Here is a 24619-nt window from a genome sequence, read left to right as displayed (position 1 = left end):
GCTCCCATCGCGATAAAGGCCGTCAGGATCTCAAGGCGTGCCAAGGTCCTTCGGAGGTGGCGAGGTCCGAGGCGGGGGCAGACAGCAGCGATTTGATCCGCTCAGCGTCCTCGGGCGTTGCCGGATTGTAGACGACCATGCTCAGATCCGTTCGCCCGTCGACCGAGAAGGCCGAGTATTCGAATGCGAGCGGGCCGAGAACCGGATGACGTATATGCTTGACGGCTTCGGTGTGCGTGCCGGGAACATCGTTATCCCGCCACATGGCCCTGAATTCGGGGCTGAGGCGGCACATTTCGGCGACGAAAGGTTCGATCTGGGTTGCAGCGCCCGCCCGCGCCGCATCGATACGGAATGCGCCCAGCGTGAAGCGTGCCACGCTTTCCCAGTCATATTGCGCGGCGCGGGCGCGCGGATCGAGGAAGATGAAACGCAGAATATTGCGCTCGTCCGGCGGCAGAGATTCGTAATCGACCAGCATCACGCGCGACGCCTGGTTCCAGGCGATGACGTCCCAGGTGGCGGTTCGGATAAGGGCCGGGCACGGCTCGAGGGCATCGAGCACACGCTGCAGCCGCGGCGTCACGCTGTCGTTCCTGCGATAATGCGCTTCGGGTGGCCGGCCGAGGCCGAGCAGGAACAGATGCTCCCGCTCCACTTCCGTCAGCATCAGCGCGCGAGCGATCCGGTCGAGCACGTCGGCCGAGGGCGCGCCGCCGCGCCCCTGTTCCAGCCATGTATACCATGTCGGGCTGATATTGGCGCGCTGCGCCACTTCCTCGCGCCGCAGCCCGGGCGTCCGCCGCCGTTCCGAAGCAAAGCCGAGGACGGATGGATCGAGTTTGGCGCGTCGGTCCCTGAGATAGGTTCCGAGCGGGTTCTCAGTGTCGAGCAGGTCGGTCATCCTGTTAGTGCTTTTACTATGATAAGGTCACTACTTTACCAGAATAAGCGATAAGCTCAGATTTGTCTCCAACGAAAAAGGAGACTTGTTCATGCGTGTATTCGTGACTGGCGCTACCGGAAATATCGGTTCGAACGTCGTCAGAGAGTTGATTGCGGCCGGCCATCAGGTGCTCGGTCTTTGCCGCTCCCAGGAGAAAGCGGCAGCACTTGCTGCTGCCGGCGCCGAAGTTCTTCATGGAACGCTTGAGGATATCGACGTTCTCAAGAGCGGCGCCTCGCAGTCCGATGGTGTCATCCATCTCGCCTTCAATCACGATTTCTCGAGATTTGCCGCGAATTGCGAGGATGACCGCCGCGTCATCGCGACGCTTGCCATGGCGCTTGCGGGTTCCGCCCGGCCGCTTGTGATCACCTCGGGAACGCCGATTGCCAATACCGTGCCGGGCGAACCCGCCAGGGAAGACAACGCGATCGTCGGCTCGGACAAGCATCCCCGGGCAGCTTCCGAGGAAGCGGCAATCCTCGCCAGCGAGATCGGCGTCAACGTTTCGGTCGTGCGCCTGCCGCAGGTGCATGATCCCGTCAGCCAAGGACTCATAACGCCTTTGATCGAGATCTACAGGCAAAAGGGCGTCTGCGCCTATGTTGGAGACGGGCAAAGCCGTTGGCCTGCCGCGCATTTTTCTGACGTCGCTCGCCTCTATCGCCTCGTTGTCGAACGCGCAGAACCGGGCGCCAGATATCATGCGGTCGCGGAAGAGGGCATTCCAATGCGCGATATCGCCGAGACCATCGGTCGGCGCCTGAACCTGCCGGTCGAATCCGTCGAAAAGGAAGAAGCCGGGAATTATTTCGGCTGGCTCGCGCTGTTTGCCGGTCACGACATGCCGGCCTCCAGCGCCAAGACGCGGCAAAAGCTGGGCTGGGAGCCGACCGGCCCGAAGCTGCTGGCCGATCTCGCCGAATTGCGGCTGGCCGGCGCGTGACATTGTTCATCTCCGAGCCCGGCTAGGGACAACTTGACGGAGAAGATCAAGAGCCAATCATATGGCTTGGCCATTCCAGACTGGCCTAGAAGCGGACGCCGCTAAGATTTGCCAGGCCTCGCAATCAGCGAGGCTTGGCGCGTAATATGATCGATGAATCGCAACAGCAGCGGGTTTCTGTCGTCGCTGCGCCAGCACAGGCCAACCGGCCAGCGAGACTCCGGGCCGGACAACTGCCATTGGCGCGTCCGCCCGCCCAAGGCTTCCACACCCTGCAAAGGAAGGAACGCCGCCCCAAGCCCGGCTGCGACGACGGCATGAACGGTCAAGATATCCTCGGCATATTGAATGATGCGCGGCTCGAAATGTGACCCCGCGCACCATCTTACGATCTGCGCATCCAGCCCCGATCCACGACCCGGCGATAGCGCAACGAAGCCAAGATCGTTGAGTACCGATAGCCGGCTCAGGGGTGGTTCATCCATGGCAAGCGGCAGCACAAGCGCCAGCCGCTCCTCAAGCAACGGCATGAAGGATAGCCCTTCCGCATCCGCGGGAGCACGGCAAAAGCCGGCATCGAGCCTCCCGTCGAGCAGGCGCTGGTGCTGCTCGCTCGAGGGTAGGTCGTCAAGCATGATCTGGCAGTCGGGCGTCGCCGCCCGGAAGTCGGCAATCAGCCGAGGGGCGAGAATAAGTGTCGAAATACCGAACGCAATATCGAGGAGGCCGGCCAGACCAGCATTGGCGCGGCGCATCCGGGCGTCGACCTCATCGCTCAATCGCAGCAGCTTGTGCGCTTCTCTCCTGAGCAGCTTGCCGAGCACGGTCAGTTTTGCGCCATGTCGCCCGCGCTCGAACAGCTCTCCACCAACCGTCGCCTCCAGGGCCTGGATCTGTTTCGACAAGGTCGATTGCGTAACAAACAGCTTGTCTGCCGCCTTGCCGTAATGACCGGCGTCGGCGAGCAGGACGAAGGAGCGGAGTAACTTAAGATCCATTCGATTTACGACTTAAATGCATCAAAGATCTCATTTTACGGAATGAAAGCTCTATGGTCAAATTGCTCCCAGACATAAGACATCAGGAGCAAAGACGATCATGTTGAAAGTATCTTCCGTCCAGTTTCAGCACCGGGCGAGCGACAAGGCCTATAATCTCGATCGCGTGAACACGCTTGCGCGGCAGGCGGCTGGCGACGGCAGCAAGCTGGTGGTGTTTCCGGAAATGTGCGTCTGCGGCTACTGGCACGTTCCCAAGCTCGACGCCGAGGCTATCCGTGCGCTCGCCGAGCCGCTCTCCGGTCCGTCCATCTCTTACGTCGCCGGGCTGGCGCGAGAACTCGGCATCGGGATCGGCGCCGGCTTCCTGGAGCTTGGCGACGATGGCGCGGTCTACAATTCCTACGCAATGTGCCTGCCCGACGGGCAGATCCACTGCCATCGCAAACTGCATGCCTGGGAACATCGCGCCATATCGAGCGGCGATCGCTACACTGTCTTTGACACTCCGTGGGACATCCGCGTCGGCATCCTCATCTGCTGGGACAACAATCTCATCGAAAACGCCCGTGCAACGGCCTTGCTCGGTGCGGAGCTTCTGATCGCGCCGCATCAGGCCGGCGGCGGCCAGTCGGTCAGCCCGCACGGTATGAAGCGTATCCCGGTCGAAAAATGGATCCGTCGCCATGAAGATCCGCAGGCCATCGAGGACGAAATTCGCGGGCCGAACGGCCGCGAATGGTTCATGCGCTGGCTGCCGTCACGTGCGCACGACAACGGGATGTTCCTCATATTCAGCAATGGCATCGGCCAGGACGAAGACGAGGTTCGTACGGGGAATGCCATGATCCTCGATCCCTATGGGCGGATCCTGGCGGAAACCTGGGAAGCTGCGGACGCGATCGTCAGCACCGAACTCGATCTGGCGCTGCTCGACAAATGCACGGGCCAACGCTGGATCCGCGGGCGCCGCCCCGAGCTCTATGGCATCTTCACGCAACCCAATCCCGGTGGCCTCTCGCCCATGGATGCCCGCTATTCGGACGCCCCGACGCGAAAGACCGCGCGCATTGCAGAGACGAAGTGAGGGTGTCGTGAGGCAAACCTGCCTCCGGGCGTGCCAGGCACATTGATGGAAGATGCGGGCGGCAAGGCGGAATTGTTCTGACCTACCGCTCGCCTGCGGCTCAGCGCCTAATGATGGCGTCTGTCTGTCGGGCGCATCGCGAAACGCTGGCTCATAGGGACTGCTATCGGATTTCCGTAAAGCCGGTAGCGGTCTCTTCGTTTTTCAAAACGCTTGCCGGGTTCTGCTCTTCCACACAACAAAGGCGTTGATGCCGCAACGGCGATCTCGCAGAAGCTTCAGTTTTTGAATTGAAATCAACGCCATATGGCGGACAAGGTGGGATTCGAACCCACGGTACGCTTTCACGCACACACGCGTTCCAGGCGTGCGCCTTAAACCACTCGGCCACCTGTCCTTCTTAGGCGTTTCGCACCCGCTCGGGGCGCAAATCGTCGGAACGGCGCGATATATACCGATGAATTCCAAGCAATCAACCTGAATCTGACAGATTTTTGACTTATCGTCGCAAAACTCTGCATCTCATCCCCATTGCGCTTATTTCTCAGCCAACTTATCTATGAAGATAGATGCGGCGGCGATAGACGGATTGGCCCTTTTTGGGCCGGAAGTAATGAGTGTCCGGAGGGAATGATGCGTTTCCTATTGCGTTTTGCCAGCCTCGTCGCGCTGGTGGTTGCGGTCATAGCTGGAACCATCGATTCCATTCAGTCGGTCGCCTCCTCGGCCGTCGTGCTGACCCCGATGGGCGATGCCTGGAATGATGTCAGCCCATCTTCGCTGGCGACGGTTCGCTCGGCGATCTCCTATTATGTTCATCCGCGCTTCTATGACATGGCGATGCAGTGGCTGCTGTTTCAGCCGGCTTTCGCAGTCTTCCTGATCCTCTCCCTGCTGCTGTGGATAGTCGCCTATAAGAGACCTGCGGCGGCTGGTCGGCTGGGTGCCTGAGCGCTCTCTCGGGCACTTTTAATTCTGTCCCATTCGAGGAATTCGGGCGAGCGCGAACGCATGCCTTGGAGGAGCCGAAAGAGGGTTGAAAAAGGATTTGAGCGAAGGTTGCAGGCTATCGGGCAGCTACCTTTTTGATCGATTAAATTGCAGTTTGAGGGCGAAATTGTTTAAAAAACGGCTACCTTGAGCAGGTTTTCAGCAATTCCCACAAATCTTTACCAACTGAAAAATTTCTCGTGAATTTTTCGTGCAGCCATGCAAGGATGCGCCAGCTTGGCCTCGGGGGAGGCTGGCGGTTCCGCAGACATGCCCGAACAATGGGCTTGCGGGAGGACCCAACAAGATAGCAACAACAGGGCTGCGACTCATGAAAAAATCCCTTCTGACCCTTTTCGCCTTGGCTGCCATGTCGGCGACGGCGCTTGCGGCCGACATCAAGCCGGCGATCGTCTACGGTACAGGCGGCAAGTTCGATAAGTCCTTCAACGAAGCAGCCTATAACGGCGCCGAAAAGTTCAAGAAGGAAACCGGCATCGCCTATCGCGACTTCGAGCCGACGGGCGACACCCAGGGTGAGCAGGCGCTCCGTAACTTTGCCAGCAAGGGTTTCAATCCGGTCATCGCCGTTTCTTTCGCTTGGACCTCGGCTCTCCAGAAGGTTGCCGCAGAATATCCGAAGACTGAATTCGTACTGATCGACGACAGCCTCGACCTGCCGAACGTTCGCTCGGTCAAGTTCAAGGAAAACGAAGGCTCCTACCTCGCCGGCGTTATGGCTGCTATCGCCTCGAAGTCCGGCAAGGTCGGCTTCGTCGGCGGCATGGACATTCCGCTGATCCGCAAGTTCGAGTGCGGCTATGAGCTGGGTGCACGCGCCGCCAATCCGAAGATCGAAGTCTTCCAGAACATGACCGGCACGACCGGCGCTGCCTGGAACGACCCGGTTCGCGGCGGCGAACTCACCAAGAACCAGATCGACCAGGGTGCCGACGTTGTTTACGCAGCTGCCGGCGCGACCGGCCTCGGCGTGCTGCAAACCGCCGCCGACAACAAGAAGCTCTCGATCGGCGTCGATAGCAACCAGAACTACCTGCATCCGGGTTCGGTTCTGACCTCCGTTGTCAAGCGCGTCGATCTCGCCGTTTACAATGCCTTCAGCGACGCCAAGAACGGTAAGTTCACGGCTGGTGTCCAGAACCTCGGCCTGAAGGAAGATGGCGTTACCGTCGCCATGGACGACAACAACAAGCCGCTCGTCACCGCGGACATGCAGGCTGCCGTCGACAAGGCGCGGGCCGATATCATCGCTGGTACCATCAAGGTCCACGACTATCTGACCGACAACGCCTGCCCGAAGAACTGATATGAAACGAGGGCGTATGACGAAGCAAACCGTCATACGCCCTTTTCTTATCCGGAATCTGGTTTCTGGAGCCTGCTATAGTGAGCCAATCACCTGCCATCGAGCTCGTGGGCATCGACAAGAAGTTCGGTGCTGTCCACGCCAATAAAGATATCAACCTGACCGTCGCCAAAGGCTCGATCCACGGGATCATCGGCGAAAACGGTGCCGGGAAATCGACACTCATGTCGATCATCTACGGATTCTATCAGGCCGACAGCGGCGAGATCCGCATCAACGGCAATCCCATTGCCATCCGCGACAGCCAGACGGCGATATCGGCCGGCATCGGCATGGTGCACCAGCACTTCATGCTTGTCGACAATTTCACCGTCCTTGAAAACGTGATGCTGGGCGCCGAAGGCGGCGCGCTTCTCGCCAAAGGCGTCGCTGCCACCCGCACCGAGCTTAACCGGCTCGAGAAGGACTACGGCCTGGAAGTCGATCCGGACGCCGTGATCGAAGAGCTTCCCGTCGGCCAGCAGCAGCGCGTCGAAATCCTGAAGGCGATGTATCGCGGCGCCGAGATCCTTATTCTCGACGAGCCCACCGGCGTTCTGACGCCCGCTGAAGCCGATAATCTCTTCCGCATCCTCCGCGTGCTGCGCGACCAGGGCAAGACGATCATCCTCATCACCCACAAGCTGCGCGAAATCATGGCGATCACCGATACGGTGTCGGTCATGCGCCGCGGCGAGATGGTCGCGACCCGCAAGACGGCGGAAACCACCGTCGAGGAACTGGCCGAACTGATGGTTGGCCGTCGCGTACTTTTGCGCGTCGAAAAGGGAGCTCCCAATCCGGGCGAAGTCCTGCTGTCGGTGCGCAACCTTACCGTCAAAGACGGCCGTGGTGTCACCATGGTCGACAACGTCTCCTTCGATGTCCGCGCCGGCGAGATCGTCGGCATTGCCGGCGTTGCGGGTAATGGTCAGTCCGAGTTGCTGGAGGCCATCGCCGGCATCCGCAAACCGGCGTCGGGTGAAATCCTTCTGCATGGCAAGCCGATCGGCAATGCCGATCCCGCAGCGCTCCGCGAACTCGGTCTTGCCCATATTCCGGAAGATCGCCACCACATGGGCCTCGTCCTCAAGTTCGAGGAATATGAGAACTCCATGCTCGGTTATCACCGCGACCGTAAATACGGGCGCGCCGGAATGCTCGATCTCGACGCCATGCGCAAGGATGCCATCGAGAAGATCGAGAAATACGATATCCGCCCACCGAATGCGCGGCTGAAAACAGCCAACTTCTCCGGCGGCAACCAGCAGAAGATCGTCGTCGCCCGCGAAATCGAGCGCGATCCGAAGGCTCTGCTGATCGGCCAGCCGACGCGCGGCGTCGATATCGGCGCCATCGAGTTCATCCATCGCCGCATCATCGAAATGCGCGACGCCGGCAAGGCGATCCTGCTGGTTTCGGTGGAGCTGGATGAGATCCGTGCGCTTTCGGACCGTATCCTCGTCATGTTCGCCGGCCATATCGTCGGTGAAAAGTCGGCTGAGGCCGGTGAACAAACACTCGGCCTGATGATGGCCGGCATTGCCGCGTGAGGCGTATATGAGCACGGCTTCCGTTCCGCTCCCCAATTGGATCAACTACGGTCTGATCCCTCTTCTCAATCTGATCGTCGCCTTCCTGATCTCGGGCTTGGTCGTCTGGTTTATCGGCGCTAGCCCGCTCGACGCGCTGTCATCTCTGCTGGATGGCGCGCTCGGCAGCGGCGAAGGTATCGGCTTCACTCTGTATTATGCCACCAGCTTCATCTTCACTGGCCTTTCGGTCGCCGTCGCTATCCATGCCGGCCTGTTCAACATCGGCTCGGAAGGTCAGGCCTATGTCGGCGGTCTCGGCTGCGCGCTCGTCGCGCTGACGCTCGACCATTACGTGCCCTGGTACGTCACGATGCCCTTCGCGGTCATCGGTGCTGCGATCTTCGGCGCGCTCTGGGCCTTCATTCCCGCCTGGCTGCAGGCCAAGCGCGGTAGCCACGTCGTCATCACCACGATTATGTTCAACTTCATCGCATCGGCGATGATGAACTTCCTGCTGGTGCATATATTGATTGTGCCGGGCAAGATGGCACCCGAAACCCGCACCTTTCTGGAGGGTGGCCAGTTGCCGAAGCTCGACTGGTTGATGGATCTTTTCGGCTCGACCATCGGCGCGGCCCCGCTCAACGTGTCATTCTTGATTGCGCTGGTCATGTGCTTTCTCGTTTGGGTGCTCGTCTGGCGCACCAAGCTCGGCTATGAGATGCGCACGCTGGGCTTGAGCCCGACGGCTGCGGTCTACGCCGGCATTCCCTATGCCCGCACCGTCATCATCGCCATGCTGATCTCGGGTGGCCTCGCCGGCATGATGTCGCTCAATCCGGTCATGGGCGCTTCCGGCCGGTTGCAAATCGAGTTTGTGCTCGGCGCGGGCTTTGTCGGTATCGCCGTGTCGCTGATGGGCCGCAATCATCCGTTGGGCATTATCCCGGCGGCGCTTCTGTTCGGCATTCTTTATAGGGGTGGCGACACGTTGCCCTTCGACATACCGCAGATCACACGCGATATGATCGTGGTAATCCAGGGTCTCGTCATCCTGTTCGCCGGTGCCCTCGAATATATGTTCCGCCCCGCGCTCGTGCGCATTTACCAGCAATTCGCCAGGACGTGAGGATCGGACGATGGACTATTATGATCTTCTGATCGCCATATTTGGCTCGACTATCCGCCTGTCGATTCCGCTGATCTTTACGGCGTTGGCAGGCCTGTTTTCCGAGCGCGCCGGCATCTTCGATATCGGCCTCGAAGGCAAGATGCTGGCCTCGGCGTTTGCGGCAGCCTGCGTCGCCGCAATCAGCGGCTCGCCCTGGGCCGGTCTCGGCGCCGGAATCGTCGTTTCGGTTCTTCTCGGTCTGCTGCACGGCTTCACATCGATCACCAATCGCGGCAACCAGATCGTCTCGGGCGTTGCCATCAACTTCCTGACGGCCGGCTTGACTATCGTTCTTGGCAATGCCTGGTTCGGGCAGGGCGGCCGCACGCCGACATTGCCGGGTACCGCACGCTTCTCCGCCATCACTCTGCCGGGTGCCGATGCGATCCGCGGCGTGCCGATCATCGGGCCGCTCTACGCAAATGTCATCTCCGGCAACAATATCCTGACCTATCTCGCCTTCCTGGCGGTGCCGATCTCCTGGTGGATCCTCTACCGCACCCGTTTCGGCCTGCGACTGCGCGCCGTCGGTGAAAATCCGGGCGCCGTCGATACTGCTGGCATCTCGGTCGAGTGGCTGCGCTATCGCTCGCTGATCGTCGCCGGCATCCTCTGCGGCTTCTCCGGCACCTATCTTGCCATCGCCCAGTCGGCCGCCTTCATCAACAACATGTCGGCGGGCAAGGGCTACATTGCACTGGCCGCGTTGATCTTCGCCAAGTGGAAGCCGGTGCCGGTCATGTTCACCTGCCTCCTGTTCGGCTTCCTCGATGCCTTCGCCAATTTCATGCAGGGCAAGGCGGTTCCGGGCATCGGCGAGGTGCCGGTACAGATTTTCCAGGCGTTGCCCTATATCCTTACCTGCATCCTGCTCGCAGGCTTTATCGGCGTCGCCAAACCCCCGAAGGCTGGTGGCGTACCCTATACCAAGGAGCGCTAAACCATGTCGCACGATCTGTTCGAAGCCGCCCGCGGGGCGATGGCTTTCGCGCACGCCCCCTATTCGAAATTCCCCGTCGGCGCGGCCATCCGCGCCGAGGACGGCAAGATCTATGCCGGCGCCAATATCGAAAACCTGTCCTTTCCGCAGGGATGGTGTGCCGAGCCGACAGCGATCAGCCACATGATCATGGGCGGCGCCAAGAAGATCGTCGAGATGGCCGTCATCGCCGAAAAGCTACCGCTCTGCCCGCCCTGCGGCGGCTGCCGGCAGAAGATCGCCGAATTTGCCAGCAAGGAGACACGCATCTATCTTTGCGACGAAACCGGCGTGAAGAAGACCATGACCATGGAAGAGATGCTGCCCTTCAGCTTTGAAACCGAGATACTCGGATGAGCGCGGCCATAGACATCCTCACGGAGAAGCTCGGTGACCTGAAGCCGCGCTACGGCATCATTCTCGGCTCTGGACTGGGTTCGCTGGTCGATCAGGTCGCGGACGCCGTGCGTATTCCCTATGCCGATCTACCCGGCTTCCCTGTAAGTGCCGTGTCCGGCCATGCCGGCGCGCTGGTTGCTGGCAAGCTCGGTAATGTGCCTGTCATCATGCTATCCGGCCGAGTGCATTATTACGAGCAGGGCGACGCCAATGCCATGCGCACGCCGATCGAGACATTGAAGGCGCTTGGGGTCGATACGCTGATCCTGACCAACTCTGCGGGATCGCTGCGCGAGGAAATGCCGCCCGGATCGGTGATGCAGATCACCGACCACATCAATTATTCCGGCATGAACCCGCTGATCGGCGAAGAGAGCGACAAGCGCTTCGTCGGCATGACTAGCGCCTATGACATCGACCTGATCATGCGTATGCGCAAGGCGGCGGAAAAGGCCGAGATCAAGCTGTCACACGGCGTCTATATGTGGTTTTCGGGGCCGAGCTTCGAAACGCCGGCCGAGATCCGTATGGCACGCATTCTGGGCGCCGACGCGGTCGGCATGTCGACGGTGCCGGAAGTCATTCTGGCACGTCTTTTCGGTCTGAGGGTTGCCGCTGCCTCCGTCATCACTAACTATGGTGCTGGCATGACTGGTGGCGAACTCTCGCACGACGAGACCAAAGACATGGCCCCGGTCGGCGGTGCACGTCTTGCCGCCGTTCTGAAAGAGATGATTGCGGACGAAGGAGATCCACAATGACGAGCCATTCCCTGAGAGAAACGGCGGCCGTTGCGCTCTCCCTTCTCGACCTGACCAATCTCAAGGACGATTGCACGCCTGCGCAGATCGAGACGCTGTGCGCCCGCGCGCAGTCTCCCTATGGCAATACTGCTGCCATTTGCATCTGGCCGCGCTTTGTTGCCCAGGCACGCGGCATTCTCGGCACCGATCATGCCGTGAAGATCGCGACCGTGGTGAATTTTCCTGCCGGCGACATGGAAGTGGCCGACGTATCAGCCGAAGCTCGCGAAGCCATTGCCGATGGCGCCGACGAGATTGATCTGGTCATCCCCTACCGTGCATTTCTGGCCGGCAATGAACAGGCCGTCACCGACATGGTCGCCGCTGTGCGCGCCGAGTGCACGGGACCGGTTCTTCTGAAGACCATTCTCGAAACCGGCGAAATCAAGGACACCGCGCTGATTCGACGTGCCTCGGAACTTACGATCGATGCCGGCTCCGATTTCATCAAGACCTCCACGGGCAAGGTCGCCGTCAACGCGACGCTCGAAGCTGCCGACATCATGCTGCGGGCAATCCGCGCCAGCGGTCGCAAGGTTGGTTTCAAGCCGGCTGGCGGCATCGGCTCCGTTGCCGACGCGGCTCTCTATCTCAGCTTGGCCGAAACCATCATGGCACCCGATTGGGCCATGCCTTCGACCTTCCGTTTCGGCGCGTCGAGCCTGCTCGACGATATCTCGAACGTGCTGGCGGGCGGAGAGTCCAAGACGGCGTCTTCGGGCTATTGATCCATGATCCCGCAGGAAATCATCCGGCTGAAGCGTAACGGCGCCGAGCTTTCGGTCGCCGACATCGATGGTTTCATAGGCGCGCTAGCGCGGGGCGAACTGGCCGAAAGCCAGATCGGCGCCTTCGCCATGGCCATCTGGTTTCGTGGCATGACACGCGACGAGACCGTGGCTTTGACGCTTGCCATGGCCCGCTCAGGCGATACGCTGTCCTGGGAAGGGATCGGCAGGCCGATCGCCGACAAGCATTCGACGGGTGGCGTCGGCGACAACGTCTCGCTGATGCTCGCCCCAATCGCCGCCGCCTGCGGCCTTGCGGTGCCGATGATCTCCGGTCGCGGCCTTGGCCACACCGGCGGCACGCTCGACAAGCTGGAATCCATTCCCGGCTATGGCATCACGCCGGATGCGGCTCGCTTCCGCAAGGTGGTCGACGAGGTGGGCTGTGCCATTATCGGCCAGACCGGCGCCTTGGCGCCTGCCGACGGCAAGCTCTATGCCGTGCGTGACGTGACTGCGACGGTCGATTCCGTGCCGCTGATCACGGCCTCCATCCTGTCGAAGAAGCTGGCGGCGGGACTGGAAACGCTGGTGCTCGACGTCAAGATCGGCAGCGGCGCTTTCATGACCTCTCAGGAAGAGGCAGAGACACTGGCGCGTTCGCTGGTCGAGGTGGCAAACGGCGCGGGGGTCAAGACCTCGGCCTTGATCACCGACATGAACCAGCCCCTGGCCGACGCGGCCGGCAACGTGGTCGAGCTTCGCAACTGCCTGGATTTCCTGAAGGGCAAAAAGGCAGGCACGCGGCTTGAAACGGTCGTAATGGCCTTTGCATCCGAGATGCTGGTTCAGGCCGGCATTGCCGCAAGTGCTGCGGAGGCCGAGGGCAGGGCGCGCGGAGCGCTGGCATCAGGCAAGGCGGCCGATATCTTTGGCCGCATGGTGCACGGCCTTGGCGGACCGGTTGATCTGCTTGAGAACCCCGACCGCTATCTGGTGAATGCACCCGTACAAACGCCGATCGTTGCGGCTTCTGACGGCTGGCTCGGTGCTTGCGCTGCGCGCGGGATTGGCATGAGCGTGATCGATCTCGGCGGCGGCCGCCGACGTCCGCAGGACAGCATCGATCATCGTGTCGGCTTCAGCGATATTCTGCCGCTTGGCACAAGGATCAGCAAGGGCGACCGCATCGCGACGGTACATGCCGCCGATGAGGCAAGTGCTGAGAAGGCGGTGGTTGATCTGTCTGCCAACTATCGCATCGTTGATGCGGTGCCGGATCGGCCCGCCGTGATCGTCAACCGGATTTGATCGGGCAGCTTACTGCTTCAGCTGCATCGTGCCGTTCTGGACGCCATAGGAGTTCAGCTTTTTCAGGAAGCTCATGCCGATCAAGGTCGATGTCGACAGAGCGCCGTCTTTCGATACGACGGCATCGATATCGCGAACTCTTATGTTGCCGATCTCCAGGCGGCTGAGCTTGACCAGAGCCACCTTGGACGGGCCATTCGCCGTTTGAGCCGTGTAGCGGTAATCGAGGTCAAGGCTGCTGAAGCCGAGGCTGCGGGCGGTGCTTTCGTTGATTGCCACATAGGTCGCCCCGGTATCGATCATCCCGTGGACGGATCGGCCGTTGATCGTGAAATCGCCTTGGTAATGTCCGTTCGCATCGGCGCGCAGCAAGACGCTGCCATAGGATGCCGGAAGCTCGACCTTTTGGGGAGCAAGCGAAACAGCTTCTACCGAAGCTGGCTTTTCGCTGTTGTTGCCAAGGCCGTTGACAAGCATTGGCACCTGCGTGGCGGCAACTGCGATAATCCCGGCAAAGACAAGAACGCGAACGAGCATCGGCAAAACCCCTCCTGTGGGCCATGCCATATCTAAGCCAAGTTTGCTGAAATGCTGCTAAGGCAATCAATAAAAAGCCCGGCAGTTGAATACTACCGGGCTTTAACGTGAGTATAGTGGCAAAACTTACTTCGTGCCGTACATGCGGTCGCCGGCATCGCCGAGGCCGGGTACGATATAGCCGAGCTCGTTCAGGTGGCTGTCGATCGCGGCGGTGAAGACCGGCACGTCCGGATGCGCCTTGCGGAAGTTGGCGATACCTTCCGGAGCTGCGAGCAGGCAGAGGAAGCGGATGTTGTGCGCGCCGCGCTCCTTCAGCTTGTCGATGGCGGCAATCGAGGAATTGCCGGTCGCCAGCATCGGATCGACGACGATGATCAGGCGCTCGGAGACGTCCTCGGGTGCCTTGAAGTAATATTCGACCGGCTGCAGCGTTTCGTGATCGCGATAGACGCCGATATGCGAGACGCGGGCCGACGGCACCAGGTCGAGCATGCCTTCGAGCAGGCCGTTGCCGGCGCGAAGGATCGAGGCGAAGACCAGCTTCTTGCCTTCTAGGATCGGAGCGTCCATCGGCTGCAGCGGCGTCTCGATGGTCTGGATCGTCAGTTCCAGGTCGCGCGTGACTTCGTAGCAGAGCAGCGTCGAGATCTCGCGCAGCAACCGGCGGAAGCTTCCTGTCGACGTGTCCTTCTTGCGCATGATTGTGAGCTTGTGTTGCACAAGCGGATGATCGATGACAGTGACGCCGTCCATGGTTTCAGCCTTCCAATAATTCCGTGATATAAGATGTTTCTTTCACGGAAATCGCCTCCGGTGCAAGAAAATAGCCTGCTTTTCGAGATTTCATCCCCAATCAGCGGCCAAAACTCTCACTTTACAGCTTCGCGAGCAATGCAGCGCGCGTCGCTTCGTCCACGAATGCCGCTTCGATCGCCGTGCGGGTCATCGCGTTGATCTCGTCGTCGCTAAAGCCGAAGGCTGATGATGCCAGTTCGTATTCGCGCTTCAGCGACGTGTGGAAGAACGGCGGATCGTCGGAATTGATCGTGACCTTTACGCCGGCGTCGCGCAGCTTGCGCAGCGGGTGCGACTGGAAATCCGGGAAGACCTTGAGCGCAATGTTTGAGCCGGGGCAGACCTCAAGCACGGTGCCGACATCGGCAAGGCGCTTGACGAGATCCATATCCTCGATCGCGCGCACACCATGGCCGATGCGTTGCGGCCGCACCAGCTCGAGGGAATCGGCGACGGAAAAGGCGCCGCATACCTCTCCGGCATGGATGGTAAGACCGAGACCGGCCTCGCGGACGATATCGAAGGCGCGGGCATAATCAGCCACGCGGCCCATCCGCTCTTCGCCGGCCATGTTGAAGCCTGTTATCAGCGGATTGTCGCTTTTGGCCGCATATTCCGCCGCCTTCACCACGCGATCCGGGCCAAAATGGCGTTCGCCGGTCACGATCAGCCGCGCCTCGATGCCGGTCTTTGCCTTGGCGGCATGGATGCCGGCGGAAACACCTGCCATATAGGCGTCGGCGCCAAGACCGATGCGGTCTCCATGATCGGGTGAAACGATGAGCTCGCTATAGATCGTGCCGATGCTGGCAAGCTCTTCCAGATAGGTTTCCGTCAAGAGCGCGTAATCTTCCTCGGTGCGGTAAGCCTCGGAGACCTGGTCGTAGCAGACGAGGAATTCGGCAAAATCCTTCCAGAGGTAGGTGCCGTCCTTCAGGAAAGCGCTGGTATCGACGCCATACTTCTGTGCCTGTGCGAGCGTCAATGCTGGCGGGGCCGCGCCTTCCAGATGGCAATGCAGCTCCACTTTCTTCAAATGCGATGTCAAAGGAAACTCCTCCCATGCGGTCCCGCCGCAATTCCCAGATGTCGTGCTATCGTCTCGCCTATGTCTGCATAGGTCTGGCGGATGCCAATGGAGCGGGAACGTATGCCCGGCCCGTAAGCCATAACAGGCACGCGCTCGCGTGTATGATCGGTGCCGCGCCAGGTCGGGTCGCAACCGTGATCGGCCGTCAGTATGACGAGATCGCCTGCCTTCAGCTTCTTGTGGACTTCGGGCAGCCGCGCGTCGAAGGCTTCGAGCGCTGCGGCATAGCCCGGCACATCGCGGCGATGGCCGTAAACCATGTCGAAATCGACGAAATTGGTGAAGACCAGATCGCCATCGGCCGCCTCGTCCATGGCCTTCAGCGTCGCATCCATCAGCGCCATGTTGCCATTGGCCTTGATGACCTTGGAAACGCCCTGATGCGCAAAGATATCGCCGATCTTGCCGACGGCATGTACGGTGCGCTCGGCCTTGACCAGCCTGTCGAGCAAGGTCGGCTCCGGCGGCAGGACGGAGAAGTCGCGGCGGTTGCCGGTTCGCTCGAAGGTCGCCACGGTCTCGCCGACAAAGGGGCGGGCGATGACGCGGCCGATATTGTAGGGGTCGAGCAAGGTGCGGACGATCTTGCAGAGGGCGATCAGCCGGTCGAGGCCGAAATGCTTTTCATGAGCGGCGATCTGGAAGACGGAATCGGAGGACGTATAGCAGATCGGCTTGCCGCTGCGGATATGTTCTTCCCCGAACCTGGTAATGATATCGGTTCCCGAGGCATGGCAATTGCCGAGAATGCCCGGCAGGTCCGCCGCCTCGCAGATTGCCGTCACCAACTCCGGTGGGAATGCGTCGCCTTCGGTTGGAAAGTAACCCCAGTCGAACATCACGGGGGTCCCGGCGATTTCCCAATGGCCCGACGGCGTATCCTTGCCATGCGAAACCTCGCTGGCGCAGCCGTAAAGGCCGTAAAGTCGCTCCGGCTGCGACATGCCGGCCGGATAGCTGCCGCTCGCTGACTTGGCGATCTCCAGCAGCCCGAGCCCGGACATGTTCGGCAGAACGAGCGGTCCCTGGCGCAGTCCGTCACGATCTGCAGCACCCGCGGCGCAGAATTCGGCGATATGGCCGAGCGTATCGGCACCTTCGTCGCCATAACTTGCAGCATCCGGAGCGCCGCCGACGCCAAAAGAGTCCAGAACGAAAAGAAAAGCGCGCGCCATGGGCCACCCGATAGAGATCGTCGCACCCGGCAGTTCCTCTCGGGTACTCTGGACGTCACCCATATAACGGAGACATCGACTTGGCAATTTTCCGGTTGGAGGCCTTATCGAGTGCCGATCAAGCGCGGCATGTCAGCAGTCGCTGCAGCTGATCCCCGTGCCGACGCGCTGGCGATAGTAGTATTGGCGGCTGATGGTGATCTGGGTGCTGCCGTTCGGCAGGAAGTTCGTGTCAAAATTGATCAGCTGATACGGGATGGCGAGTTCGCTGCGCACAAGAAAGGTGCCTGCCTGGTTCATATTGTTGGGCACGGTAACGGGGTTGCCCGCGACATAGGGGGCTGTCCCATCTTGCGCCCAAGACCATGCCACGGTCGCCTTGCCACTGGCATCGATCGCAATGCCAGTAAGTTTTAGGGTCAGGCCCGTCGTGCCATAGGGTGCAAAAATTGCTGCCGCCACCGAAGGCATGCCTGCCAGCACGGACTTACTGACGCTTGACTGCTGCGAGACGATATCCGCAACCGATCCGGCCGAGCGGCTGGCACGCTTGGAAACGTTGAGGCCGACGGTAAGCTGGACCGCACCGAGATAGAGCAGCAGCAATACGGGGAAGAGAATGGCGAATTCGATTGCCCCGACACCGCTGTTATCGCGAGCAAAACGCCGCAGGACGCCGCGGGGCGAGCCTTCCTTATCGATCATGTTCGACTGGCCGCTCATGGATAATTCTCATTCTGAAAGGCGGCGGTTGAAACGATGAGATAGGTCGTCGGCATGGAGCCGTCGGACGGGCGGATATTGGAAAGGTAAGGACGCATCAGATCGATGATGATCTGCCAGCGATAGTATGCCCGCACCATGTTCAGGGTCTTTGCACCCCCGGGTGCGAAGGCAAAGCCCTTGGTATTGATGTCGGAATATGGGTCAGTCGACGACAGGCGAGGGATTGTCGTCGGCATGGAGGCGAAGCTCGTATAGCTTTCGACATCGAGATAGAGGCTGGACGGCGTCGTCAACTCTGAAGGCGAACACGTAATCAGCACGGCGATTTCATTGCAGAATGCCGTGCGGAATTGCTGTTGTGTCGTGTAGGAAGACTTGGTCGGATCGGCGGTAATCTGCCCCGTTCTTATCTGGCGGGACAGCGTGTCGACAGCGTTCGATATGACTTGTTCGGCCGTGAAGGCGACGAACGTTTCGATGATTGCGAAGACGATCAGGAAATAGGGAATGGCCAGCAGGGCAAATTCGATCGCCGCGGCGCCGTCCCGTGAATCGACGAGACTGCGCAGGCCCCTGCGGGCGCGCTGCCGCACTTGGCCTCCATCTGTTACAAGATTGTCGTCCGGCGTCATTGAACATCCGCAGCAATTTAAATGCGGATGAAAATAGAGTTGCTTTCTTGATAATCCGTTTCTCTTCTCTCTTCATATTTAGAGGAAGGCGTGATTATCAGGGGGAGTGTACTTCTTATGCAGTACTTTAGAATATTTGCGATAATAGATAATACTACTGATTAGCCGGTGCTGCGGCCGGGGTGCTGTTGTTCTGCTGTGCATGCTGCTCGCAGTTTGGTGTGCAGGACAATACTGCACGATCCGTCTGGCGAAAGACGCGAACCGTATTGCCTTCGTCGATCGAGACGAGGATCTGCTCGTCGACGATGGCGTTGCCGTCGGCGTCAAGCAGGATGATGTTCGTCGTTCCAAAAGCGCGACCGGTCAACACAATGGTCTTTGGGTCCGCCACCGTTGCGTCTGCGACCTGGGCGTTGCCGACGATGACTTTGCTGACGGGGCGATCGAGCTTCAACACGCGCGCGTGATCCATATAGACGCGCAGCAGGCTCTCTCCGGCTGCATGGGAAAGCTGCGGTATCAGGCCGGCCATGGCGACGATGCCGGCAAGGAATGTGGTTTTGCCGCCGATTGGCATGGGTTGGCCTCATAAGCATAGGGCGAAGGGAATTGTCGGATAGAATGAGAAAGAATGGTGAATGAACGATTAAGGCGGGTACCGGTGGGCCGATTATGGTGCAAATGTCCCATATGCAGCTTCTATGCTGGCGGACGCTAGCTGATTATGTGTTACTTCAAAACAAGTCCCGTCTAGCGCTAATATTCATACATCTAATAATTTCTATTTCTCTGAAGATTTTCTTTAAAAAAGTAAAAGAAGACGTCAGTTGGATGTTAACTATTCTTTTTTAACTCAGATATTCATTCCTGATTAACCACTTTCTTTAAAGCGATGGAAACGGCGCCCAGCTACCGTGCAACTCATCCGATCAACGGCAACAGTTGGCGGACGTGCTGTCAACAAATTGAGTGGAGTAAATTCATGTCCAAGCTTTTTTCGCGCTTCCTGAAGGATGAGTCGGGTGCGACCGCTATCGAATACGGCCTGATCGCAGCTCTGATCTCGGTCGCCATCATCACCGGTGCTACTACTTTGGGCAGCACGCTGAATACCACATTCCAGAATATCTCGACCAAGATGAATGCCGCTGCTATAGCCAATAAGTAAGCCTGCATAGATCTAGGTGAGCTTCTCAGCGAAAACCGCTCTGAATAAAGAGCGGTTTTCAATATTCTTACTTTCGCTGTAGATGGTCGATCTCCGATGCTTGAAGCCTCGACATTGCTAATATTTCCGCTTTGCATGTCGATCGCGGCGATCTCCGATCTGCTGACCATGACGATCCCGAATCGCGTATCTCTCGCACTCGCTGTCTCGTTCTTGGTATTGTCACCCGTTTTCGGATTGTCACTTTCAGAAGTCGGCATGCATTTTGCCGGTGCAGGCATTGTTTTTTTTGCCTGCTTCGCATTATTCGCGCTGAATGTCATGGGAGGCGGCGATGCAAAGTTACTCGCAGCTGCGGCACTTTGGTTCGGCTTCGATTCATCCCTTATAGAGTTCCTGATCTATGTCGCGTTCATCGGCGGTGCGGTCACGATCTTGGTCATATTGCTCCGGTCGCAATCCAGCATCCTCATGGCCATTGGTATTCCGGTCCCAAGCTCTTTGTCGGTCGCCAAGAAAATCCCTTACGGCATTGCGATCGCTATCGGCGGTATCCTCGCCTTTCCTTCCTCGCCGCTCCTGATCGCGGCGACTGGCGGAGCACTTTGAGCTGGATATTAGCCAGTATAGGCTCAGCTTTCATATAAATGGTAGCTAATTTACATCAAGTAATCATGGTTAAGTAACAATAAATGTAACCTACCATTAACCATAATTACACCAATTGCCGGTCATTCTGCGGGGCGAAGAATCCTGTTCGCCAAGGAATGTCCATGAAACCCGCTCGCATAATGATCCTCGCAGTGGCAGCCGTCGCAGCCGGTATGGCCGGCCTGCTGGCGATGCGTCTTGCAGGCAGGCACGATGTCGTGCCCCAGCAGATTGCAGCGGTGGTGGAAAAGGAAGCGACGATCAATGTGCTCGTTGCAAGCGGCAATTTGCCCGTCGGCTCGCGTTTGGATGAGAAATCGATCCGCTGGCTGGCCTGGCCGGAAAGCGGCATCGTCAAGGGCCTCATCACTCAAAGTGACCGACCCGACGCTCTGAAGGATCTGACGGGCGCGGTCGTCCGCCTGCCGATTTTCGAGGGCGAGCCGATCCGCGAGGAAAAGGTCGCCGATTCCAGCAGCCGCATCCTGTCGTCCCTATTGCCATCGGGTAAGCGCGCCGTCGCGACCGAGATTTCCGTCGCCACAGGCGCTGGCGGCTTCATCCTCCCGAACGATAGAGTCGATGTGATCATGGTTCGCAAGGGATCGCAGCAGCAACTCGTCACCGAAACGGTTTTGAGCAATGTGCGTGTCCTGGCGGTCGATCAGCAGATCGAGGAAAAGCAGGATGGAAGCAAGGCCGTGGTCGGAGCGACCGCAACGCTGGAGCTGACGCCGGACCAGACGAAGGTGCTGGCTGTTGCGCATCAGATGGCCGACCGATTGACCCTGGCATTGCGCTCCGTCGCCGACGCTCAGCAATCCGATACGACGGCTGCCGACTATCTGCTCGCCGGCGATAATGGCGGCGGTCTTGTTCAAGTCATCAAGTCGGGAACGATCGTGACCGGTGGCCCGACAGGGCCGAAAGCACAATGAGAAGGGGCCGAATGATGTTCAAACCTAGCAAGACGGTCAGCCATTCTCTCGCTGCAATGCTCTCCTTCTCCACCGCTTTTGCGGGACTGCCGTTGACGGACGTCCCGGCTTTCCTGCGCACGCCAATGGCGCTCGCAGGCGGTTCCGACAGCATCGTCACGATAGCGGGTCTTGGTACGAAACGGACTTTGAAACTCGGTCTCAACAAGGCGCTTGTGGTCGATCTGCCGGCCGATGCTCACGATATTCTTGTGTCCGACCCGAAAATGGCGGATGCCGTGACGCGTACCTCGCGCCGCATCTACCTCTTTGGCAAGACGGTTGGTCAGACCAATATCTTCATCTTCGGCGCGGACGGCAAGGAGATCGTGAGCCTCGACCTGCAGATCGAGCGCGATATTGCCGGCCTGCAGGCCAATCTGAAGCGGTTCATTCCGGACTCGGACATCAATGTCGAGATTGTCTCCGACAACATTGTCATGACCGGCACTGTGCGCACGCCGCAGGATGCGACGCGGGCCACGCAGCTTGCAGAGGCCTTTCTCAAGGGCGGCGAGGCAACGACCCGCATGGCAACGGCATCAGGCTCCAGCGCCAACAATGGCGTTGCCCTCTTTGCCGAAGATCGACAGACCTCGCAGATCGTCAACATGCTGCAGATCGAAGGTGAAGATCAGGTGACGCTCAAGGTGACCGTTGCCGAAATCAAGCGCAGCGTGCTGAAGCAGATCGGCTTCGACAACCTCGTCCGCAACTCTTCCGGCCTGTCGGTCGCTCAACTCGGCAGTCCTGCCTCGGATGGGACTGCGGCAATCGGCGGAGGCGGCCTTGCCAGCTTGTTCAAAACCGCCATCGGCAAGTACAATATCAGTACGTATCTCAATGCTCTTGAGCAGGCTGGAGCTGTCCGTACGCTGGCTGAGCCGACCTTGACGGCGATCTCCGGCCAGGCCGCGACCTTCAATTCGGGCGGTCAGACGCTGTACGCCGTCACGAACAAGGACGGGACCGTAACGGTCACTCCCTTCACTTATGGTATCAGTTTGGCCTTCACGCCTGTCGTGCTGTCTGCCGGGCGAATCGCCCTGCACGTACAGACGCAGGTTTCCAATCCGGTTGGCACGGCTAACGCCGGCACGGCAACCTATAACCAGCGCGCAGCCGATACGTCGGTTGAATTGCCGTCCGGCGGTTCGATCGCCTTGGCTGGCCTCTTGAGCGATACCGTTCAGCAGACCACCAACGGCACGCCGGGCGCCTCGAAGATCCCGATCCTCGGCGCGCTGTTCCGCCAGAAGAGCTTCCAGCGCGACGAAACTGAACTGGTCATCATCGCGACGCCCTATCTGGTGCGTCCGGTCGCCCGCAGCCAGCTCGCCCGCCCCGACGACAATTTCTCGCCGAGCAACGATATCAGCGGCTTCTTCATGAATCGTGTCAACAAAATCTACGGCCGCAAGGACGGGCCGCCGGTCGCCGACGCCGATTTCCACGGCACAGTCGGCTTCATCTACAAGTGAGGGGACACCGACCATGACGCGCACCCCTTCAACCGGACTGACGAGGAATAAAGAAATGGCCAGCCTCGATCGTAATACGCCTCGTGCCGGCAGCGCCCGTTTCCGCAGGCTGGCCCTGATCGCACCGGTCCTGCTTCTCACTGCGGCCGCTATCAGCGGCTGCGCCGATTCGCGCGACCGCATGACCACCAGCGCCATCAATGACGATTATCGTCAGCGCCATCCGATCGTATTAACCGAGAAGGAACGCAGCCTCGATATACCGGTCGCCGCCAGCGATCGCCGGCTGACCACGGGAATGCGTGATACAATCCGTGGCTTTGTGCAGGAATATCGCGGCCACGCGAGCGGCACCGTCGAAATCCTGCTGCCGCGGGGATCGGTGAACTCGCAGGCGGCATCGGTCCTGCGTCAGCAAATCCGAAAGGAACTGGTGGGGAATGGCATACCGTCGGCGCGCGTCGTCGAAAGCTATTACCCTGCCGGCAATCCCGGCGACGCCGCTCCGATCCGTCTGCGCTTCACCGCCACCACGGCGCTCACCAACACTTGCGGCCAATGGCCGGACGATCTCTCCGACAATGCCTTCGACAATCAGAACTACTATAATTTTGGCTGCGCAACCCAGCACAATCTGGCGGCACAGGTCGCCAATCCGACAGACTTGATTTCGCCCCGTGCCGCATCGCCGATCGATACCGATCAGCGCGGCAAGGTCATCGACAACTACCGCAAGGGCTCGGTCCCGACGAGCACGGCTACGATCGGTGGCTTCGGCGGGTCAGGCAGCTCCGGCCAATGACCATAGGAATTGCCCGTCGGCGGAACAGGATGAAGTCATGAACGCCATAGATTACGATATCGGATCGACTGCCGAGGAGGCTGAGGAAGCTCCGCGCACGGGCAATCTCGAGAATGTGCGGCCGCTGCCGCGCATTTCGGTGCATGCCTTCTGCGAGAGCGAACAGTTACAGCGCGTGATGGACCAATGCGCCAACGATCGCCGCATGTCGAAGGTAAGCCTGCGCATTACCAGCGGCAGCACGGCTGCGGCGGCGAACATGTTCGCTTCGACACCGACGCCCAATCTGATCATTCTGGAGACGCGCGCCAATCCGCGCAATCTGCTGGCGGAGCTTGCGCCGCTGGCCGCCGTCTGCGATCCGAGCACCAAGGTGATCATTGTCGGCTATCACAATGATATCGGGCTCTATCGCGAACTCATCCGCAACGGCATATCCGAATATATCGTTCAGCCCACCGAGATGGCCGATCTGATGAATGCGATGGCAGGGATTTTTATCGATCCAGATGCCGAGCCGCTTGGGCGCAGCATCGCCTTCATCGGCGCCAAGGGCGGCGTGGGCGCTTCCACCATCGCCCATAATTGCGCTTTCGGCATATCGAGTCTGTTTTCCACCGAGACTATCCTCGCGGATCTCGATCTCCCTTATGGCACGGCGAATATCGACTTCGATCAGGATCCCGCGCAGGGCATCGCCGAAGCTGTCTATGCGCCGGAACGTTTGGACGAGGTCTTCCTGGATCGCCTGCTGACCAAATGTTCGCAGCACCTTTCCCTGCTGGCGGCGCCCTCCATGCTGGACCGCGCCTATGATTTCGATGCACACGCTTTCCTGCCGGTGCTCGATGTACTGCAGCGCAGCGCGCCGGTAGCGGTGCTGGACGTGCCGCATGTCTGGACGGAATGGACACGTTCGGTGCTTGGCGCCGTCGACGAAGTGGTCATTTGCGCAGCACCCGATCTCGCCAACTTGCGCAACGCCAAGAACCTGATCGACGCGCTTGGCAAGCTGCGGCCCAATGACAAGGCGCCTCATCTCGTTCTCAACCAGGTGGGCATGCCGAAGCGTCCCGAGATCAATCCGTCGGAATTCTGCGCACCGCTGGAGATCGATCCGATCGCAATCATTCCATTCGACATCAATCTTTTCGGCAATGCCGCCAACAGCGGCCAGATGATCTCGGAAACGGATCCGAAGTCTGCGGTTGCCGAAGTCTTCTCGCAGATATCGCATATCGTCACGGGGCGTGTTGCTTTGAAGAAGGCGAGAAAGGGCGGTCTGCTCGGCCTCCTGAAGCGGAAGTAACTATAGTAGCT

26 protein-coding genes and 1 tRNA gene are annotated in these 24619 nt (G+C 59.5%); 17 read left to right on the top strand and 10 right to left on the bottom strand.

Translation table 11 applies throughout. The annotated features are described in order from the left end of the window. Nucleotides 1-22: 22 nt before the first annotated feature. Nucleotides 23-904, bottom strand: coding sequence for a helix-turn-helix transcriptional regulator (locus GGD46_RS23935; RefSeq protein ID WP_184708665.1), 882 nt, complete (start codon nt 902-904; stop codon nt 23-25). A gap of 91 nt (nt 905-995) precedes the next feature. Between GGD46_RS23935 and GGD46_RS23930 the strand changes: the two genes are divergently transcribed. Continuing rightward, entirely contained in the window at nt 996-1892 is an 897-nt protein-coding gene (locus GGD46_RS23930; RefSeq protein ID WP_184708663.1) for an SDR family oxidoreductase, read from the top strand. A gap of 101 nt (nt 1893-1993) precedes the next feature. On the opposite strand, the gene GGD46_RS23925 is transcribed toward GGD46_RS23930, so the two are convergent. Beyond that, complete coding sequence (locus tag GGD46_RS23925; RefSeq protein WP_184708661.1) at nt 1994-2890, bottom strand: LysR family transcriptional regulator; 897 nt, start codon at nt 2888-2890, stop codon at nt 1994-1996. 97 nt (nt 2891-2987) lie between these two features. Here GGD46_RS23925 and GGD46_RS23920 point away from each other — a divergent pair, with 97 nt between their 5' ends. After that, a complete protein-coding gene (locus tag GGD46_RS23920) occupies nt 2988-3977 on the top strand; it encodes a nitrilase family protein (RefSeq protein WP_184708835.1) in 990 nt (329 codons plus the stop codon). A 307-nt stretch (nt 3978-4284) separates the two neighbouring features. On the opposite strand, the gene GGD46_RS23915 is transcribed toward GGD46_RS23920, so the two are convergent. Next, a tRNA-Ser gene (locus GGD46_RS23915) sits at nt 4285-4374 on the bottom strand. A 236-nt stretch (nt 4375-4610) separates the two neighbouring features. Between GGD46_RS23915 and GGD46_RS23910 the strand changes: the two genes are divergently transcribed. The 9 genes from GGD46_RS23910 (at nt 4611) to deoA (ending at nt 13259) form a co-directional block, all read left to right on the top strand. After that, complete coding sequence (locus GGD46_RS23910; protein ID WP_184708659.1) at nt 4611-4928, top strand: hypothetical protein; 318 nt, start codon at nt 4611-4613, stop codon at nt 4926-4928. Nucleotides 4929-5298: 370 nt separating this feature from the next. Beyond that, nucleotides 5299-6294: a BMP family protein gene (locus GGD46_RS23905; RefSeq protein WP_184708657.1), complete on the top strand. Its 996-nt coding sequence runs from the start codon at nt 5299-5301 to the stop codon at nt 6292-6294. Nucleotides 6295-6374: 80 nt separating this feature from the next. After that, nucleotides 6375-7886 carry an ABC transporter ATP-binding protein gene (locus GGD46_RS23900; RefSeq protein ID WP_184708655.1) on the top strand — a complete coding sequence of 504 codons (1512 nt, stop codon included), beginning with the start codon at nt 6375-6377 and terminating at the stop codon, nt 7884-7886. A 7-nt stretch (nt 7887-7893) separates the two neighbouring features. After that, nucleotides 7894-8997, top strand: coding sequence for an ABC transporter permease (locus GGD46_RS23895; protein WP_184708653.1), 1104 nt, complete (start codon nt 7894-7896; stop codon nt 8995-8997). Between the two features lie 10 nt (nt 8998-9007). Beyond that, the gene (locus GGD46_RS23890) at nt 9008-9979 is read left to right on the top strand and encodes an ABC transporter permease (RefSeq protein WP_184708651.1); all 972 of its coding nucleotides are present in this window, start codon (nt 9008-9010) and stop codon (nt 9977-9979) included. 3 nt (nt 9980-9982) lie between these two features. After that, the gene (locus GGD46_RS23885; protein ID WP_184708649.1) at nt 9983-10375 is read left to right on the top strand and encodes a cytidine deaminase; all 393 of its coding nucleotides are present in this window, start codon (nt 9983-9985) and stop codon (nt 10373-10375) included. After that, nucleotides 10372-11178 (top strand): purine-nucleoside phosphorylase, encoded by an 807-nt coding sequence (locus GGD46_RS23880; protein ID WP_184708647.1) that lies wholly within the window; start codon nt 10372-10374, stop codon nt 11176-11178. The genes GGD46_RS23885 and GGD46_RS23880 overlap by 4 nt, the downstream gene beginning before the upstream one ends. Continuing rightward, nucleotides 11175-11948, top strand: a complete 774-nt coding sequence (gene deoC / locus GGD46_RS23875) for a deoxyribose-phosphate aldolase (protein ID WP_184708645.1) — start codon at nt 11175-11177, stop codon at nt 11946-11948. Before GGD46_RS23880 ends, deoC begins: the two co-directional genes overlap by 4 nt. A 3-nt stretch (nt 11949-11951) precedes the next feature. After that, nucleotides 11952-13259, top strand: coding sequence for a thymidine phosphorylase (gene deoA / locus GGD46_RS23870; protein ID WP_184708643.1), 1308 nt, complete (start codon nt 11952-11954; stop codon nt 13257-13259). A 9-nt stretch (nt 13260-13268) separates the two neighbouring features. On the opposite strand, the gene GGD46_RS23865 is transcribed toward deoA, so the two are convergent. The 7 genes from GGD46_RS23865 to GGD46_RS23835 all read right to left on the bottom strand — a co-directional run bounded on the left by GGD46_RS23865 (nt 13269) and on the right by GGD46_RS23835 (nt 18797). After that, on the bottom strand, nt 13269-13796 hold the full coding sequence (locus tag GGD46_RS23865) for a TIGR02281 family clan AA aspartic protease (protein WP_184708641.1): 528 nt from the start codon (nt 13794-13796) through the stop codon (nt 13269-13271). Nucleotides 13797-13922: 126 nt separating this feature from the next. Further along, on the bottom strand, nt 13923-14552 hold the full coding sequence (gene upp / locus GGD46_RS23860; RefSeq protein ID WP_184708639.1) for a uracil phosphoribosyltransferase: 630 nt from the start codon (nt 14550-14552) through the stop codon (nt 13923-13925). A 121-nt stretch (nt 14553-14673) separates the two neighbouring features. After that, a complete protein-coding gene (locus tag GGD46_RS23855) occupies nt 14674-15642 on the bottom strand; it encodes an adenosine deaminase (protein ID WP_184708637.1) in 969 nt (322 codons plus the stop codon). Further along, nucleotides 15639-16859, bottom strand: coding sequence for a phosphopentomutase (locus GGD46_RS23850; protein WP_184708635.1), 1221 nt, complete (start codon nt 16857-16859; stop codon nt 15639-15641). Before GGD46_RS23850 ends, GGD46_RS23855 begins: the two co-directional genes overlap by 4 nt. Nucleotides 16860-16991: 132 nt before the next feature. After that, complete coding sequence (locus GGD46_RS23845) at nt 16992-17564, bottom strand: TadE/TadG family type IV pilus assembly protein (RefSeq protein ID WP_409527709.1); 573 nt, start codon at nt 17562-17564, stop codon at nt 16992-16994. A gap of 14 nt (nt 17565-17578) precedes the next feature. Next, nucleotides 17579-18217 (bottom strand): TadE/TadG family type IV pilus assembly protein, encoded by a 639-nt coding sequence (locus GGD46_RS23840; RefSeq protein WP_184708631.1) that lies wholly within the window; start codon nt 18215-18217, stop codon nt 17579-17581. A 154-nt stretch (nt 18218-18371) separates the two neighbouring features. Continuing rightward, complete coding sequence (locus GGD46_RS23835) at nt 18372-18797, bottom strand: pilus assembly protein N-terminal domain-containing protein (RefSeq protein WP_184708629.1); 426 nt, start codon at nt 18795-18797, stop codon at nt 18372-18374. Nucleotides 18798-19202: 405 nt separating this feature from the next. Between GGD46_RS23835 and GGD46_RS23830 the strand changes: the two genes are divergently transcribed. The 6 genes from GGD46_RS23830 (at nt 19203) to GGD46_RS23805 (ending at nt 24608) form a co-directional block, all read left to right on the top strand. Then, entirely contained in the window at nt 19203-19388 is a 186-nt protein-coding gene (locus tag GGD46_RS23830; RefSeq protein WP_184708628.1) for a Flp family type IVb pilin, read from the top strand. A gap of 96 nt (nt 19389-19484) precedes the next feature. Further along, nucleotides 19485-19997 carry a prepilin peptidase gene (locus GGD46_RS23825; protein ID WP_184708626.1) on the top strand — a complete coding sequence of 171 codons (513 nt, stop codon included), beginning with the start codon at nt 19485-19487 and terminating at the stop codon, nt 19995-19997. 164 nt (nt 19998-20161) lie between these two features. Next, nucleotides 20162-20977 (top strand): Flp pilus assembly protein CpaB, encoded by an 816-nt coding sequence (gene cpaB / locus GGD46_RS23820; RefSeq protein WP_184708624.1) that lies wholly within the window; start codon nt 20162-20164, stop codon nt 20975-20977. A gap of 14 nt (nt 20978-20991) precedes the next feature. Continuing rightward, nucleotides 20992-22497, top strand: a complete 1506-nt coding sequence (locus GGD46_RS23815; protein WP_184708834.1) for a type II and III secretion system protein family protein — start codon at nt 20992-20994, stop codon at nt 22495-22497. 55 nt (nt 22498-22552) lie between these two features. Next, nucleotides 22553-23299 (top strand): CpaD family pilus assembly protein, encoded by a 747-nt coding sequence (locus tag GGD46_RS23810; protein WP_184708622.1) that lies wholly within the window; start codon nt 22553-22555, stop codon nt 23297-23299. A 37-nt stretch (nt 23300-23336) separates the two neighbouring features. Next, on the top strand, nt 23337-24608 hold the full coding sequence (locus GGD46_RS23805) for a CpaE family protein (RefSeq protein WP_184708620.1): 1272 nt from the start codon (nt 23337-23339) through the stop codon (nt 24606-24608). Nucleotides 24609-24619 lie beyond the last annotated feature (11 nt).

Origin of the sequence: Martinezella lusitana, from assembly GCF_014207095.1 — a bacterium.
Taxonomy (GTDB): Bacteria; Pseudomonadota; Alphaproteobacteria; order Rhizobiales; family Rhizobiaceae; genus Rhizobium; species Rhizobium lusitanum_B.
This window is presented reverse-complemented; position numbering and strand designations above follow the sequence as displayed.

Excerpts from the sequence above, each read along its gene's own strand:
- cpaB (WP_184708624.1), top strand. The coding sequence starts at position 20,162 with ATGAAACCCGCTCGCATAATGATCCTCGCAGTGGCAGCCGTCGCAGCC.
- GGD46_RS23825 (WP_184708626.1), top strand. The coding sequence starts at position 19,485 with ATGCTTGAAGCCTCGACATTGCTAATATTTCCGCTTTGCATGTCGATC.
- GGD46_RS23840 (WP_184708631.1), bottom strand. The coding sequence starts at position 18,217 with ATGACGCCGGACGACAATCTTGTAACAGATGGAGGCCAAGTGCGGCAG.
- GGD46_RS23930 (WP_184708663.1), top strand. The coding sequence starts at position 996 with ATGCGTGTATTCGTGACTGGCGCTACCGGAAATATCGGTTCGAACGTC.
- GGD46_RS23835 (WP_184708629.1), bottom strand. The coding sequence starts at position 18,797 with ATGCCAATCGGCGGCAAAACCACATTCCTTGCCGGCATCGTCGCCATG.
- GGD46_RS23885 (WP_184708649.1), top strand. The coding sequence starts at position 9,983 with ATGTCGCACGATCTGTTCGAAGCCGCCCGCGGGGCGATGGCTTTCGCG.
- GGD46_RS23845 (WP_409527709.1), bottom strand. The coding sequence starts at position 17,564 with ATGATCGATAAGGAAGGCTCGCCCCGCGGCGTCCTGCGGCGTTTTGCT.
- GGD46_RS23890 (WP_184708651.1), top strand. The coding sequence starts at position 9,008 with ATGGACTATTATGATCTTCTGATCGCCATATTTGGCTCGACTATCCGC.
- GGD46_RS23935 (WP_184708665.1), bottom strand. The coding sequence starts at position 904 with ATGACCGACCTGCTCGACACTGAGAACCCGCTCGGAACCTATCTCAGG.
- GGD46_RS23880 (WP_184708647.1), top strand. The coding sequence starts at position 10,372 with ATGAGCGCGGCCATAGACATCCTCACGGAGAAGCTCGGTGACCTGAAG.
- GGD46_RS23810 (WP_184708622.1), top strand. The coding sequence starts at position 22,553 with ATGGCCAGCCTCGATCGTAATACGCCTCGTGCCGGCAGCGCCCGTTTC.
- GGD46_RS23865 (WP_184708641.1), bottom strand. The coding sequence starts at position 13,796 with ATGCTCGTTCGCGTTCTTGTCTTTGCCGGGATTATCGCAGTTGCCGCC.
- GGD46_RS23905 (WP_184708657.1), top strand. The coding sequence starts at position 5,299 with ATGAAAAAATCCCTTCTGACCCTTTTCGCCTTGGCTGCCATGTCGGCG.
- deoC (WP_184708645.1), top strand. The coding sequence starts at position 11,175 with ATGACGAGCCATTCCCTGAGAGAAACGGCGGCCGTTGCGCTCTCCCTT.
- deoA (WP_184708643.1), top strand. The coding sequence starts at position 11,952 with ATGATCCCGCAGGAAATCATCCGGCTGAAGCGTAACGGCGCCGAGCTT.
- GGD46_RS23895 (WP_184708653.1), top strand. The coding sequence starts at position 7,894 with ATGAGCACGGCTTCCGTTCCGCTCCCCAATTGGATCAACTACGGTCTG.
- GGD46_RS23830 (WP_184708628.1), top strand. The coding sequence starts at position 19,203 with ATGTCCAAGCTTTTTTCGCGCTTCCTGAAGGATGAGTCGGGTGCGACC.
- GGD46_RS23910 (WP_184708659.1), top strand. The coding sequence starts at position 4,611 with ATGCGTTTCCTATTGCGTTTTGCCAGCCTCGTCGCGCTGGTGGTTGCG.
- GGD46_RS23850 (WP_184708635.1), bottom strand. The coding sequence starts at position 16,859 with ATGGCGCGCGCTTTTCTTTTCGTTCTGGACTCTTTTGGCGTCGGCGGC.
- upp (WP_184708639.1), bottom strand. The coding sequence starts at position 14,552 with ATGGACGGCGTCACTGTCATCGATCATCCGCTTGTGCAACACAAGCTC.
- GGD46_RS23805 (WP_184708620.1), top strand. The coding sequence starts at position 23,337 with ATGAACGCCATAGATTACGATATCGGATCGACTGCCGAGGAGGCTGAG.
- GGD46_RS23815 (WP_184708834.1), top strand. The coding sequence starts at position 20,992 with ATGTTCAAACCTAGCAAGACGGTCAGCCATTCTCTCGCTGCAATGCTC.
- GGD46_RS23925 (WP_184708661.1), bottom strand. The coding sequence starts at position 2,890 with ATGGATCTTAAGTTACTCCGCTCCTTCGTCCTGCTCGCCGACGCCGGT.